Source organism: Salinivibrio sharmensis (assembly GCF_001995985.1).
Taxonomy (GTDB): Bacteria; Pseudomonadota; Gammaproteobacteria; order Enterobacterales; family Vibrionaceae; genus Salinivibrio; species Salinivibrio sharmensis.
Genome location: NZ_MUFC01000005.1, coordinates 149,781 through 162,946, shown reverse-complemented (window position 1 = coordinate 162,946; position 13,166 = coordinate 149,781). Strand labels below are relative to the sequence as shown.

15 protein-coding genes and 1 pseudogene are annotated in these 13,166 nt (G+C 53.0%); 11 read left to right on the top strand and 5 right to left on the bottom strand.

Annotation, left to right across the window (positions count from 1 at the left end):
• Positions 1–49: 49 nt before the first annotated feature.
• The 6 genes and pseudogenes from cytR to rraA all read left to right on the top strand — a co-directional run.
• Positions 50–1,060: pseudogene (cytR, locus tag BZG74_RS06885) on the top strand (DNA-binding transcriptional regulator CytR); the annotation flags it as partial.
• Between the two features lie 70 nt (positions 1,061–1,130).
• On the top strand, positions 1,131–1,688 hold the full coding sequence (locus BZG74_RS06880; RefSeq protein ID WP_077771929.1) for an SPOR domain-containing protein: 558 nt from the start codon (positions 1,131–1,133) through the stop codon (positions 1,686–1,688).
• Between the two features lie 150 nt (positions 1,689–1,838).
• On the top strand, positions 1,839–2,375 hold the full coding sequence (gene hslV / locus BZG74_RS06875) for an ATP-dependent protease subunit HslV (protein ID WP_077771928.1): 537 nt from the start codon (positions 1,839–1,841) through the stop codon (positions 2,373–2,375).
• Positions 2,376–2,377: 2 nt separating this feature from the next.
• Positions 2,378–3,709 carry an HslU--HslV peptidase ATPase subunit gene (gene hslU / locus BZG74_RS06870; protein ID WP_077771927.1) on the top strand — a complete coding sequence of 444 codons (1,332 nt, stop codon included), beginning with the start codon at positions 2,378–2,380 and terminating at the stop codon, positions 3,707–3,709.
• A gap of 159 nt (positions 3,710–3,868) precedes the next feature.
• Positions 3,869–4,774 (top strand): 1,4-dihydroxy-2-naphthoate polyprenyltransferase, encoded by a 906-nt coding sequence (locus BZG74_RS06865; protein WP_077771926.1) that lies wholly within the window; start codon positions 3,869–3,871, stop codon positions 4,772–4,774.
• A 119-nt stretch (positions 4,775–4,893) separates the two neighbouring features.
• Positions 4,894–5,412, top strand: coding sequence for a ribonuclease E activity regulator RraA (gene rraA, locus BZG74_RS06860; protein WP_077771925.1), 519 nt, complete (start codon positions 4,894–4,896; stop codon positions 5,410–5,412).
• Between the two features lie 50 nt (positions 5,413–5,462).
• Here the strand turns inward: rraA and zapB are convergent, their stop codons facing one another.
• Positions 5,463–5,705 carry a cell division protein ZapB gene (zapB, locus tag BZG74_RS06855; RefSeq protein WP_077771924.1) on the bottom strand — a complete coding sequence of 81 codons (243 nt, stop codon included), beginning with the start codon at positions 5,703–5,705 and terminating at the stop codon, positions 5,463–5,465.
• A 291-nt stretch (positions 5,706–5,996) separates the two neighbouring features.
• Here zapB and glpX point away from each other — a divergent pair, with 291 nt between their 5' ends.
• The 4 genes from glpX (at position 5,997) to BZG74_RS06835 (ending at position 9,088) form a co-directional block, all read left to right on the top strand.
• The gene (glpX, locus tag BZG74_RS06850) at positions 5,997–7,004 is read left to right on the top strand and encodes a class II fructose-bisphosphatase (RefSeq protein WP_077771989.1); all 1,008 of its coding nucleotides are present in this window, start codon (positions 5,997–5,999) and stop codon (positions 7,002–7,004) included.
• A gap of 119 nt (positions 7,005–7,123) precedes the next feature.
• Positions 7,124–7,744: a helix-turn-helix transcriptional regulator gene (locus BZG74_RS06845; RefSeq protein ID WP_077771923.1), complete on the top strand. Its 621-nt coding sequence runs from the start codon at positions 7,124–7,126 to the stop codon at positions 7,742–7,744.
• Between the two features lie 9 nt (positions 7,745–7,753).
• Positions 7,754–8,497: a ferredoxin--NADP reductase gene (locus tag BZG74_RS06840; protein ID WP_077771922.1), complete on the top strand. Its 744-nt coding sequence runs from the start codon at positions 7,754–7,756 to the stop codon at positions 8,495–8,497.
• A gap of 237 nt (positions 8,498–8,734) precedes the next feature.
• Positions 8,735–9,088: a DUF3135 domain-containing protein gene (locus BZG74_RS06835; RefSeq protein WP_077638706.1), complete on the top strand. Its 354-nt coding sequence runs from the start codon at positions 8,735–8,737 to the stop codon at positions 9,086–9,088.
• 2 nt (positions 9,089–9,090) lie between these two features.
• On the opposite strand, the gene BZG74_RS06830 is transcribed toward BZG74_RS06835, so the two are convergent.
• On the bottom strand, positions 9,091–9,453 hold the full coding sequence (locus tag BZG74_RS06830; RefSeq protein ID WP_077771921.1) for a 5-carboxymethyl-2-hydroxymuconate Delta-isomerase: 363 nt from the start codon (positions 9,451–9,453) through the stop codon (positions 9,091–9,093).
• A 264-nt stretch (positions 9,454–9,717) separates the two neighbouring features.
• Between BZG74_RS06830 and tpiA the strand changes: the two genes are divergently transcribed.
• On the top strand, positions 9,718–10,485 hold the full coding sequence (gene tpiA / locus BZG74_RS06825; protein ID WP_077771920.1) for a triose-phosphate isomerase: 768 nt from the start codon (positions 9,718–9,720) through the stop codon (positions 10,483–10,485).
• Between the two features lie 50 nt (positions 10,486–10,535).
• Here tpiA and BZG74_RS06820 read toward each other — a convergent pair whose 3' ends face one another.
• The 3 genes from BZG74_RS06820 to BZG74_RS06810 form a co-directional block, all read right to left on the bottom strand.
• On the bottom strand, positions 10,536–11,000 hold the full coding sequence (locus tag BZG74_RS06820) for a tRNA (cytidine(34)-2'-O)-methyltransferase (protein WP_077771919.1): 465 nt from the start codon (positions 10,998–11,000) through the stop codon (positions 10,536–10,538).
• Positions 11,001–11,063: 63 nt separating this feature from the next.
• Positions 11,064–12,464, bottom strand: coding sequence for an envelope stress sensor histidine kinase CpxA (gene cpxA / locus BZG74_RS06815; RefSeq protein ID WP_077771918.1), 1,401 nt, complete (start codon positions 12,462–12,464; stop codon positions 11,064–11,066).
• Positions 12,452–13,147 (bottom strand): response regulator, encoded by a 696-nt coding sequence (locus BZG74_RS06810; protein WP_077771917.1) that lies wholly within the window; start codon positions 13,145–13,147, stop codon positions 12,452–12,454. Before BZG74_RS06810 ends, cpxA begins: the two co-directional genes overlap by 13 nt.
• Between the last annotated feature and the right edge of the window lie 19 nt (positions 13,148–13,166).

Here is a 13,166-nt window from a genome sequence, read left to right as displayed (position 1 = left end):
AGATGAGCTAATAACTGTCTGATCTCACAATACAGATAACAAGAGGACTGTCATTATGGCGACAATGAAGGACGTTGCCCACATTGCCGGTGTATCCACAGCAACCGTATCACGCGCGCTGATGAATCCTGAAAAGGTCTCGGCCACAACCCGTAAAAAGGTTGAGCAAGCGGTCGTAGAAGCTGGCTACTCCCCTAACTCACTTGCACGGAACCTACGTCGCAATGAGTCCAAAACTATCGTCGCTATTGTCCCGGACATCTGCGATCCCTACTTTAGTGAAATCATTCGAGGGATAGAGGAAGCCGCGATGGAGCACGGCTACCTGGTTCTGCTCGGTGATAGCGCCCAGCAACACCACCGTGAAAACTCTTTCGTGAATTTGGTATTCACCAAGCAGGCAGACGGCATGCTACTGCTGGGCTCCGATGTCCCCTTTGATGTCAGCAAGCCCGAGCAGAAAAACCTGCCGCCGCTGGTGATGGCTTGTGAATACGCGCCTGATCTTGAATTGCCGACGGTGCATATCGACAACCTGACAGCGGCTTTTGAGGCGGTCAATTACCTCACCCAAGTTGGCCACACCCGTATCGCCAATATTACTGGGGTGCCGGAAACCGCGCTCACCCAGTTCCGCTCACAAGGTTATCAGCAAGCACTACAGCGCGCAGGAATCACCGTCAATCCTGCCTACAGCGTGATGGGCGATTTCAGTTTTGCTTCTGGCGCGCGGGCGATGACCAACCTACTCTCCCTGCCCGAACCACCGACCGCCGTCTTCTGTCATTGCGACGTGATGGCCGTGGGCGCGATGCAACAAGCCAAACGCTTAGGCATGCGCGTGCCACAAGATATTTCCATCGTCGGATTTGATGACATCCAATTCGCGGAATATTGCGATCCACCACTCACCACCGTCTCACAGCCTCGCTATGACATTGGCCGTCAAGCGATGTTGATGTTGCTCAACACCTTACAAGGTCGAGAAGTCAACGCGGGATCACGGCTTTTAGATGCCAAGTTAGTGATCCGTGAGAGCGTCGCCCCACCGTCTCGGTAGTAAGACTAGTCAGCACGGGTCGAAGCCAGTAACATGAGCGCTTTACTGGCTTTGAATTTGATTATTTGCTGTGGCAACTCGTGATTATGTCAAGCGTGGCAAAGCGCCGCGTAAAAAAAATACCCGCCGCCAACCGCCCAAAGCGCGTGCTCGTTTCCCATTAAAGTGGGCGCTGCTTGCTGTCTGCTTGGTTGGCGCGTTTGGTTATGGCCTATACCTATTAAGCAATACCGACACGCCCACGCCTAAACCGGCAACAAACGCACAGCCTGAGCCTTCCACGCAGAGCGATAAGGCGCATCTACCTAAAAAGCCTGAAGAAAAATGGAGTTACATCGAAGAGCTGGAAAGCAAAGAGGTAGAGGTGAAGGCCAAAGCGCTTCCACAATCGACACGCCCTTATCTGATGCAATGCGGCGCGTACCGCAGTCAAGATCAGGCGAATGAGCGTAAAGCGATCATTGCCTTTCAAGGGCTAGAAAGCCAAATCAAGATCAGCCAAGGGGAAAAAGGCACGTGGTACCGAGTGGTATTGGGTCCTTACCCACGCAAGCGTCAAGCAGAACGTGACCGTAATATGCTCCGGCGCGCCGGGGTTGAGCCTTGTGCTATTTGGTACTGGGAATAACAGCACTGCATTTTATCGGCTGGGCCAAGTCTATTCCTTGCCCAGCCTTGATTGAAATCCTCCCCTCTCCCCTTGAAAACTGAGCGTCAAAGCCCAACCTCTTACATTAATCACCCATCTGGTGTACCAGACACAAAGAAAGAGGTTCCCGTGACTACAATCGTTTCCGTTCGTCGCGAAGGTAAAGTGGTTATTGCTGGCGATGGCCAAGTCTCTCTCGGCAATACCGTCATGAAGGGCAATGCCCGAAAAGTCCGTCGTTTGTATAACGGCCAAGTTCTCGCCGGATTTGCTGGCGGCACTGCTGATGCCTTCACCTTATTCGAGCGCTTCGAGCGCAAGCTTGAATTACACCAAGGGCACCTAACCAAAGCCGCGGTAGAGCTTGCCAAAGAGTGGCGTACTGATCGCGCGCTGCGCCGATTAGAAGCCCTACTGGCGGTCGCTGATGAAACCGCCTCATTGATCATTACCGGTAACGGAGATGTGGTAGAGCCGGAGCGCGATTTGATCGCCATTGGTTCTGGTGGCAACTATGCCCAAGCCGCTGCCGTCGCGATGCTTGAAAACACGGCGCTAGACGCCCGCGAAATTGCAGAAAAAGCGCTAACCATCGCCGGTGATATATGTGTGTTTACCAACCAACAACACACGGTTGAAGAACTCGAGAGTAATAAACAGGATTAGTGATGTCTGAAATGACTCCACGCGAAATCGTGCATGAACTCGACCGCCATATTATCGGTCAAGACAATGCCAAACGTGCGGTGGCGATCGCACTGCGTAACCGCTGGCGCCGTATGCAGCTGCCAGAAGATCTGCGTGCGGAAGTCACGCCGAAAAACATCCTTATGATTGGCCCGACTGGTGTCGGTAAAACCGAGATTGCCCGTCGACTGGCACGGCTCGCTAACGCGCCTTTCATCAAAGTCGAGGCAACCAAGTTCACTGAAGTGGGCTATGTGGGTAAAGAAGTGGAAACCATTATTCGCGATCTTGCGGATGTGGCGATGAACATGACCCAGCAGCAAGCGATGGAAAAGGTAAAATTCCGCGCCGAAGAGCAAGCGGAAGACCGTATCCTTGATATTTTGCTGCCACCAGCACGTGATGCTTGGGGGCAAAATGAGGCGAGCCAAGAGGACTCTTCAACACGGCAAAGCTTCCGTAAAAAACTACGCGAAGGCCAGCTTGATGATAAAGAAGTGGAAGTCGATGTGGCCGCGCCGCAAATGGGGGTCGAAATCATGTCGCCACCAGGCATGGAAGAGATGACCAACCAGCTGCAAAGCATGTTCCAAAACCTCGGTGGTAACAGCACTAAAAAGCGTAAGATGAAAATCAAAGACGCCATGAAAGCGCTGACCGAAGAAGAGGCGGCCAAGCTGGTCAACCAAGAGGAAATCAAAGAGCAAGCCATCCACATGGTGGAGAACAACGGTATCGTGTTCGTGGATGAAATCGATAAGATTTGTAAGTCTGGCAACACCAGCGGTGGCGATGTGTCTCGCGAAGGGGTACAGCGCGATCTCTTGCCACTCGTTGAAGGCAGCACGGTGTCCACCAAACACGGGATGATTAAAACTGACCATATCTTGTTTATCGCCTCCGGTGCTTTCCAAGTATCACGTCCGTCTGATCTTATCCCGGAATTGCAAGGCCGCTTACCGATCCGTGTTGAACTTGAAGCGCTATCCACCAATGACTTCAAGCGGATCCTCACCGAGCCAAACGCCTCGCTTACCCAGCAATATACCGCACTGCTAAAAACCGAAGACATTGATCTGGCGTTTGAGGACAGTGGTATTGATGAGCTGGCATCCGCGGCATGGCGTGTTAACGAAAAAACCGAAAACATCGGCGCCCGTCGTCTGCATACCTTGATGGAGCGCTTGATGGAAGAAGTCTCATACGACGCGAGCGAACGCGCCGGCCAGAGCATTACGGTGGACGCGGACTACGTGCGCAACCATCTTGAAGAGTTGGTTGATGATGAAGACTTGAGTCGCTTCATCCTGTAAACACATCTCAGATAGCAATGTTAGGGCAGCAAACGCTGCCCTTTTTTGCATAAAAACTTGAGCTAGCGCAATAGGAAGCGGGATTTCGACTGACAAACCGTTACTCCAGATGCGGCTTGCGCAATAATAGCGTCATCGTTTTTCGTCTTGAGGATCGCTATGCGACCTTCTACTCTCGCGATATGGCTGGATGCGGCGCGACCTAAAACGCTACCGCTGGCCGTTACCTCGATTTTGTCCGGCAGTGCTGTCGCTGCCTCGCAAGGGCGCCTCTCTTGGTCAATCAGCGCCATGGCGCTAGTCACTGCCTTATTGCTGCAGATCCTCTCCAACCTCGCGAACGACTATGGTGATGCGATAAAAGGCACGGATAACGCAACGCGTATCGGCCCCATGCGCGCGATCCAATCCGGCAACGTCAGCCTAACCACCATGCGCCGCGCGCTGCTCTTAAACACCGCGTTGACCGTACTCAGTGGCGGAGCGCTGATCGCAATTGCCTGTCAGCAACCCACAGACATTATCAGTTTCTTGCTGCTTGGTGTGATGGCGATTGTTGCGGCCATTACCTACACGGTCGGCAACAAACCGTATGGCTATCGCGGACTGGGGGACTTATCGGTACTGATGTTTTTTGGCTGGCTTGGCGTCGCAGGCACTTATTATTTACAGGTCGGGCATATTGATTCGTTAGTCATACTTCCTGCTACCGCTTGCGGCTTACTGGCAGTGGGCGTGCTGAATATCAATAATCTGCGAGATATTGATAACGACCGCGCCTGTGGCAAGCACACCCTGGTCGTACGCTTAGGGCCAGAGCGCGGGCGTCAGTATCATGTGATTTTGCTGGCCGGTGCTATTGTTTGTTATTCCTTGTTTGCCGCCCTCACCTTGCAAGCCTGGTTGGGCTGGCTGTTCCTCGCCAGTGTGCCACTGCTGGTGCGTCATGGCCGTGAGGTCTACCAGGCAACCAGTGCGAGCGCGTTGCGCCCTATGATGGGAAATATGGTCCGTTGTGCACTGATCACCAATGGCCTGTTTATGACCGGAATGCTGTTGGTCTAATTAGACCACAGATTGTCCGCTTTAACATTGCAAACCCTTATGGGCTCGTTATACTTGGACTTGCCATGTTGGCAACGCTAGCTTGCCAGCCTTTTTCTGCCTCAACAAGAAGTTAGACTATGGAATATAATACCTCGGAACTATGCGACATGTACCCCGAACACGTGGATGTCGTGGAGCCAATGTTTAGCTCTTATGGGGGCCGCAGCTCGTTTGGTGGCCAAATTACCACAGTAAAATGCTTTGAGGACAATGGTTTAGTTCGTGAACTGGCCGAGCAAGATGGCGAGCAGCGAATTATGCTGATTGACGGCGGCGGTTCGTTACGTCGCGCCCTTATTGACGGCGAGATGGCACAACTTGCCGCTGACAACGACTGGGCTGGCATCATTGTTTACGGTTGTGTCCGTGATGTGGATACCATCGATGAGATTGATATCGGTATTCACGCGTTGGCCTCAATACCTGTTGGCGCTGATGAGCAAGGCACGGGCGAAACCGACGTACCCGTTAACTTTGGCGGCGTTACCTTCTTGCCTGACGATCATGTTTATGCAGATACCACCGGCGTGATCCTCTCACCAGATGCGCTGGCAATGGAAGGCGTCGACCTCGATGAAGAGGAAGACGACAACTGATTCGTCGCCTCGCCTCATCGCAAAACAGAGCCAATTGGCTCTGTTTTTGTTTATTCAACGTTCTCAATCTTACCTAACAAGCTTCGGATACGATCTTGCCATGCTTGTTGCTCTTCGCGGAGCTTGGCATTTTCCTGCTCGAGCTGTTCACGGCGCTCTTTCTCCGCGCCCGCATCTTGCTCCAATGACCCGTTTTTTTCTTTCAGTTCTTCGATTTCCATTTGTAGCAGCGAAATGGTATCCACCGCCATTTGTACTTTAGCTTCGAGTTGTTCTAATACTTCCAATGACATCAAGGCCACCTTATTTCTGACGATTGATCCCGTTACTGCATCATGCGCAGCAACCCGTGCAACGGAACGTGCACCCCGGCTTTATTGTACTCAGGTGATACCAGACTGCCACTGTTCTCGCTACCTGCCCGCGTACAAGTGCGCAAAAATGCAGCGCCTTTTGTCATCACCGTTTCAGATTCGGCAAAAACACCCGACCAGACCCAACGCAAACGTTTTCTCTTTCTGGTAGACTTGCGCGCAAATTGGGCTAAGGCCTGTAATCGTGTGGCTGATATTTCCGGAGTACAGATGAAACGTGATCTCGCATTGGCTTTCTCGCGTGTGACCGAAGGCGCAGCATTGGCTGGGTACAAATGGCTGGGACGAGGAGACAAGAACGCCGCCGATGGCGCGGCTGTTGAAGTAATGCGCACCTTGCTTAATCTCACTGATATCGACGGTGAAATCGTGATAGGGGAAGGTGAAATCGATGATGCCCCGATGCTCTACATTGGCGAACACGTCGGGTTAGGTGGCGATGCGGTGGATATTGCCGTTGACCCGATAGAAGGCACACGAATGACGGCCATGGGGCAAGCCAACGCATTGGCAGTCCTCGCCGCTGGAGAGAAAGGGAGTTTTTTAAAAGCCCCTGATATGTACATGGAAAAACTGGTCGTCGGCCCCGGTGCCAAAGGCGCGATTGACCTCAGTAAACCTTTAATCGATAACCTTGAGCGCATTGCGGTGGCGCTGGGTAAAACACTCGACACCTTGGTGGTCGCCACCTTGGCCAAACCACGCCATGATGAGATCATTGCTACCATGCAGGCACAAGGAATACGTGTCTTTGCCTTCCCCGATGGAGATGTGGCGGCATCTATTCTCACCTGTATGCCTGAAAGCGAAGTCGATGTCATGGTCGGCATTGGTGGCGCGCCAGAAGGCGTGGTCTCTGCAGCGGTTATCCGTGCACTGGGCGGCGATATGCAAGGCCGATTACTGCCACGCCACCAAGTTAAAGGAGATACCCCAGACAATCGCTTACTCGGTGAGCAAGAAAGCGCGCGATGTGCGCAAATGGGCATTGCCGCGAACCAAGTGCTGCCGCTATCGGCGATGGCCAGCAGCGATAATGTGGTGTTTGCGGCAACCGGGATCACCAAAGGCGACCTACTCGACGGCATTACCCGCCAAGGTGACTTGGCGACCACTGAAACCTTGGTGGTGCGCGGACAGTGCCGCACCATTCGTCGGATCCGCTCGACCCATTATTTAAGCCGTAAGGATGCAGCAATCAAACCGCACATCTTGTAGTCTTAGTGGCCGTGAATACGGCCCTTGACTGGTCAAGCCCGTCGATTTCGATTACCCTTTTATAAATAGTTTACTTTATTTATTTGCGACGACACGATTGGGGTAATCGAAATCGAATCATGAAGTCCACTGACCGCATTCTTCACACCATCAAACGGGAAGGCAGCGTAAGTGCGAAAGCCCTGGCCGATCAGCTCGGCATGACCACCATGGGCGTACGTCAACATTTGCAAAGCTTAGAGCGCGATGGCTTGGTCGACTTTGAGGATATCCGCGCCAAAGTGGGTAGGCCGTCACGCCACTGGTCACTCACCGCCCAGGGTCACCGCCGGTTTGCCGACAGCCACCATGATTTATCGATTACCCTTATCGATTCCGTGCAAGACGTGTTTGGCGAGCAAGGTGTTGCAAAAGTCATTGCTCAACGTGAAGCCGCCACCTTTGCTCAATATCAAGACGCGCTCAAAGATTGCGATAATTTAGAGGCTAAATTGCGAACCTTGGCGTATCTTAGAGAGAGCGAGGGATATATGGCCGAGCTTCATCAAGACGGCACCGACTATATACTGATTGAACATCACTGCCCTATCTGTCATGCAGCGAAGTCCTGTCCGGCATTATGCCGCTCGGAAATCCAGTTATTCCGCCACCTACTCGGTGACGCCTACCGGGTCGAACGCGAAGAGCATATCGTCTCAGGACAGCGCCGCTGCACATACCGTATTGGAGAAAAGACGTGAGGAGGTAATATGGCCACTTGGATCAAGGCTGAGGTAGTGGAGAACCAACATTGGACAAAGGATCTCTTCAGCCTGGTGTTATCCGCCCCTGTCGAGCCGTTTAAGGCAGGCCAATTCACAAAATTGGGCATGGAGATCGATGGCAAGTTGATCCAACGCGCCTACTCGTTCGTGAATCCTCCACACAGTAAATATTTAGAAGTTTATGCCACGCGTGTCGCAGACGGTTTAATGTCACCCCGGCTCCATGCACTCGAGCCAGGTGACAACGTGATGATCACACAAGATCCGGCTGGCTATTTCACCCTTGACGAGGTGCCGCAAGGCCAACACCTTTGGATGTTTGCCACTGGAACGGCAATCGGTCCTTATATCTCTTTGATGGAACAAGGAGACGTATGGTCGCGCTTTCGAAAAGTGATACTGGTGCATGCCGTGCGCTTTGCGGCGGATTTAACCTACCAAGCGCGGCTTAACGCGCTGCAAGAACAATACCCCGATCAGTTAGTGATTCAACCTTTCGTCAGCCGCGAGCCGACCGCTGGCGCCCTATCCGGACGTGTCACCCACGCACTCGAAGACGGGCTGCTTGAACGGGTAGTGGGTCTCCCTCTCACGCCTGAGCACAGCCAAGTGATGCTGTGTGGTAACCCGGCGATGGTCAAAGAAGTAAAAACACTCTTGGAAGGCAAAGGACTGAGCAAAAACCTGCGTCGTAAACCCGGCAACGTCACCACCGAGCACTATTGGTAAACGCGAGCCCTGCTTTGCTGACACGCATACGGTAAAGCAGGGCATTTTTATCGACGAGAATTAACCACAAAAACCAATTCAGATTCAGTCGATTGCCCCCGCCTCCGTCTGCATCTCCATTCAGGCCGTCAACATAGCCAGACATCGCTTATTTGATCCCCTCCAGCCCCCGGCTCATAGTTAAATTAACGCTTTGGTAACACGATCAGCGGATCGGCGGCGTGTAAGGAGTACGCGATGAAAACCCTACCCTCTTTCGATGAGTTAGCGGCACTGGCTGAGTCTGACCCTCGTGCGTTAGAAGAGCTGAGGCTAACAATGAGTGAAGATGTCATCGCCAATGCATCTTACGCCACCCAACCTCAGCTCCACGCGATGTTGAGCCATATCAACCGAATGATTGACCATGGCAAGAACCCTTTACACGTCAACGTGATGTTGTTTCAGGCTCTCACCCGCCAATACTCGCGCTTTGCCACTGCCTTTACGGCGCCGGAAGAGTTGCGCAGTCATCAAGCGGACATTATGGACTTTCGCGTCGGCCAAGCCGCCAGAAAAGCGACCGCCAATGCGCCCGAGCGTCCAAGCTAGCTTTACATCGCTTGCTTGTCGCCCACCCACTTACGGTAGCTGTTGGTGTCCATGTCGCGTACTTCTACCGTTAAACTGCTCACGTGACCGGCGTGCTCGCGCAGCGGTGCGGTGAGTGCGTCACTAATCGCCGCTTTTTGCGTGTCACTGCGCCCGGCAAGCAAACGAAACTCAACGTGGACAAATTCACTGCGGTCTGACTGAGCACCAACCCGCCACACACCACAAGGCACAGCACGTGATTTTAAGGCCTCGGGGTCGAAGCTGTCAGTAGCAATCGCGGCACGATGAAGATCATCCACCAGTTGATCAATATTGACGCGCTCGGCCAGTGCGTCTGTGTATTCCATCACCAGATGGGGCATAAAACGTCCCTCCATTAAAAACGCCAATTCGCATAGTGCCGAAAGTCTTGCCTTACCACGAGCGCGACTGTCACAATTTTGCCGATGTCAGCCTGTCATTATGATGAAAATTTACTACCTTAAGGTTCCCTTTTCGGCCTAAAACGGGTAAAAACGAAAGCATTCTCGCCATACTATGATTTTAAACAGAGAAGGCCGCGCTACAATAGACTACCTTCTTTACATCTTTTGACTTCAAATCAACTAAACCGCGGAGGAATTCCTATGCGCCGTCCATTGGTAATGGGTAACTGGAAACTCAATGGCAGCAAAGCCATGGTCACTGAACTGCTTAACGGCCTAAACGCTGAACTTAAAGGTGTTGAAGGCGTAGACGTTGCCGTCGCGCCACCAGTGATGTATTTGGCTCAAGCCGAGCAACTGCTGGCTGATAGCGCCATCAAACTCGGTGCGCAAAACGTCGACACACACAACAGCGGCGCATTCACCGGTGATATCTCTGCAGAGATGCTGAAAGACTTTGGTGCGACCCATATCATTATCGGCCACTCAGAGCGTCGTGAATATCATCAAGAGTCTGACGAATTTGTCGCGCAGAAGTTTGCTTTCTTAAAAGAAAACGGCCTAACGCCTGTGCTGTGTATCGGTGAGTCTGAAGCACAAAACGAAGCGGGCGAAACCCTCGCGGTATGTGCACGTCAGCTTGACGCTGTGATCCAATCGCAAGGGGTTGAAGCCTTGAACGATGCCGTGATCGCCTACGAGCCAATCTGGGCAATCGGCACCGGTAAAGCGGCTACCGCACAGCAAGCGCAAGATATCCATGCCGAGATTCGCAAGCACATTGCATCTTACAGTGAAGGCGTGGCGAGCAAAGTGGTTATTCAATACGGCGGCTCGGTGAAAGCAGGCAACGCGGCTGAGCTGTTTGCAATGCCAGACATCGACGGCGCGCTCGTTGGTGGTGCCGCACTTGACGCAGAGGGCTTTGCCGCTATCGCTAAAGCAGCAGCTGACGCGAAAAAAGCATAAGCGACTGACGCTAAACGTCTAACAAAACGTCCCCAGACTGGGGACGTTTTTTATTGTGCACCGGCAAACCCTAATTGCCGCCACGCTTCATAGCCAATAATGGCCACGGCATTAGACAGATTAAGGCTACGCGCCTCTGGCTGCATGGGAATGCGTAACCGCTGCGCGTCTGGTAATGCTTGGATCAACGCATCAGGCAAGCCGCGCGTTTCTGGCCCAAACAACAACACATCACCGTCCGCAAACGTCGCCTCCGTATGAAACTGGGTGGCTTTGGTGGTACACGCAAAAACACGTCGGCCGGCCATTGCTTTCGCGAAGGCTGCATAATCTTTATGCCGTGTTACGCGAGCAAGGTCGTGATAATCCAATCCCGCGCGACGGACTTTCTTCTCGTCAAGATCAAAGCCTAGCGGCTCAATCAGATGTAAGTGCGCGCCACAGTTGGCACACAGGCGAATAATATTGCCCGTATTCGGTGCAATTTCAGGCTCATAGAGCGCGATATCAAACATGAGAGCTCATTACCAAAGTAAGCAAGGCAGGTATTGTCGCAACCGCTGGTAGATTGCGCAATATTAACCACATGGCCAATATAAACACACCGCCAGCCCACCTTGTGGGCGATTAGCCGCGTTAACCTGCCCACCGTGCTGTTGAATCGCTTGTGCAGTAATCGCCAGCCCAAGTCCTGAGCCACCACTTTGGCGATCGCGCGCGGCCGATACTCGGTAAAACGGGCGGAAAATGTCTTTTAACATCGTCTCTGGTACCCCAGGCCCATCATCTTCGACCACAATGCACAATTGTGCCCCTTTTTGCTCAACCGTGATGCTAACCTGTTGGTCTGCATAGTGAATGGCGTTGCGTAATACGTTATCTAAGGCACTACGTGCCAGGCGCACATTGGCGGTCAGCATGGCATCGGGGATCACATTACTGGTGACTTGCTTATCTTGTTGACCGGCTTCAAACTGGGCATCTTCTACCACTGTTTGCCACAAGGCATCAGCACTGATCCTTTCTCGCTCCAGGTGGCCTTGGGATTGTAAGCGTGACAAAGTGAGTAACTCGCTAATCAACGCCTCAAGTTGGCTCGCTTCGCGTTCAATTCTCGCTAACGCCTCGCTATCGCCCAGCTCACGCGCAGCGAGGGCCCGCGCCATTTGCAAACGCGTGAGCGGCGAGCGTAATTCATGAGAAATATCTGAGACCAGCTGTTGTTGCCCCGTCACCATCTGATTAAGCGCAGTGACCATTTGGTTAAAACCCCGCCCTGCATCACGAAACTCCCTTGGACCTCGCTCAAGCTGAGGATCGGTCACCAATTCACCGTGCGCCACTCGTCGGCTGGCCGCCTGAAAACGTCTGGCCGGGCGCGTTAAGGTATACGCCAGCCACAACAGCAAAGGGGTGCTCACCAACATGGTTACCACCAGCAAGTGCTCTGGCTTTTCCAGTATTTTGAGGACAAAGGGTAGCCGAGGCTGCCAACGTCTGGCGTGGTAAAAACGGCCTGCTCCTTCAGGTGTCACAACTGGAAACGGCCCAGCGAGCATGGTCCCTCGGTAAAGCCGCTGCATGGGGGTAGCGGAGTCTGAAGTGCGTGACATAAAGTGGCGTAACTCGCGAGGAAGAGCGTCGAGTGGTGCGCTGTCAGGCACCCAGTAGAGCTTATAGGGTGTGCGACGGTGTCCATGATGTTGATTTTGCCGTGCTACCAACACGGAAAGCGGTATCTCCCGACCTTGCGCGACGGCCATCAGTTTCTCAATCTGACCTTGTATACGCGCTTTTTCTGGGGATGGGATCGCATGCAGGCTACGCGGGTCACCACGCTGAGCCCACATCACCGCGGCTAATACCGCCAGCAAAGTAAGCCAGAAAATAATAAAAACCCGACCGTATAAGCTGCCGAGAAAAGGCACCCGCGCCCAACGCGCCCCGGATCGTTGTCGCCACGTCGCTAATCGACCCATAGGTACCCCTTACCTCTTAAGGTCTTGATTCTTGGCTTACCATCAAGGCGCTCTGGCAACTTCTTGCGTAAGTTGGAGATATGTACATCTACCGCTCTATCAAACGGCATTAAGCGCTTGCCCAGAACTTGTTCGCTGAGCAGGGCTTTACTCACCACTTCGCCAGGGTGTTGCAGTAGGCATGCCAACATTTCTGTTTCCATCCCCGTTAGATCCACCGGTGCGTCCTGGCAAAGGGTTTCCAGCCGGCGTGGGTAGACCCGCACGTCATGATGCGCGAGGACAGGTTCCTCGTCCGATTGCGTCGGTTCGGCGCCATCTCCCTGCGTCCGGCGTAAAATCGCTCGCATTCGGGCAAGCAGTTCACGATCACTAAAGGGTTTAGCCAAATAGTCGTCCGCACCTAATTCTAGCCCCATCACACGATCCACTTCCTCACCTCGCGCGGTTAGCATCAAAATCGCCACGTTGGAGGTCGCGCGTAGCTGGCGCAAGGTTTCCATCCCGTTGAGCACAGGCATCATCACATCCAGTAAAATAATATCGGGCGGTGACGCATTTGCCATCTCCAAACCCACTTGGCCGTTATCCGCGCAGCACACCGAAAATCCCTCCAAGGACAGCAGTTCGCTTAGAAGGTCCGTTAACGCTGTGTCATCATCGATGATTAAAACCTGATACATGCTTTTACACTCACTCCCA

Bases quoted from the DNA above. Each gene is read 5' to 3' on its own strand.
- hslU (WP_077771927.1), top strand. From the start codon at position 2,378: ATGTCTGAAATGACTCCACGCGAAATCGTGCATGAACTCGACCGCCAT.
- BZG74_RS06865 (WP_077771926.1), top strand. From the start codon at position 3,869: ATGCGACCTTCTACTCTCGCGATATGGCTGGATGCGGCGCGACCTAAA.
- rraA (WP_077771925.1), top strand. From the start codon at position 4,894: ATGGAATATAATACCTCGGAACTATGCGACATGTACCCCGAACACGTG.
- zapB (WP_077771924.1), bottom strand. From the start codon at position 5,705: ATGTCATTGGAAGTATTAGAACAACTCGAAGCTAAAGTACAAATGGCG.
- glpX (WP_077771989.1), top strand. From the start codon at position 5,997: ATGAAACGTGATCTCGCATTGGCTTTCTCGCGTGTGACCGAAGGCGCA.
- BZG74_RS06845 (WP_077771923.1), top strand. From the start codon at position 7,124: ATGAAGTCCACTGACCGCATTCTTCACACCATCAAACGGGAAGGCAGC.
- BZG74_RS06840 (WP_077771922.1), top strand. From the start codon at position 7,754: ATGGCCACTTGGATCAAGGCTGAGGTAGTGGAGAACCAACATTGGACA.
- BZG74_RS06835 (WP_077638706.1), top strand. From the start codon at position 8,735: ATGAAAACCCTACCCTCTTTCGATGAGTTAGCGGCACTGGCTGAGTCT.
- BZG74_RS06830 (WP_077771921.1), bottom strand. From the start codon at position 9,453: ATGCCCCATCTGGTGATGGAATACACAGACGCACTGGCCGAGCGCGTC.
- tpiA (WP_077771920.1), top strand. From the start codon at position 9,718: ATGCGCCGTCCATTGGTAATGGGTAACTGGAAACTCAATGGCAGCAAA.
- BZG74_RS06820 (WP_077771919.1), bottom strand. From the start codon at position 11,000: ATGTTTGATATCGCGCTCTATGAGCCTGAAATTGCACCGAATACGGGC.
- cpxA (WP_077771918.1), bottom strand. From the start codon at position 12,464: ATGGGTCGATTAGCGACGTGGCGACAACGATCCGGGGCGCGTTGGGCG.
- BZG74_RS06810 (WP_077771917.1), bottom strand. From the start codon at position 13,147: ATGTATCAGGTTTTAATCATCGATGATGACACAGCGTTAACGGACCTT.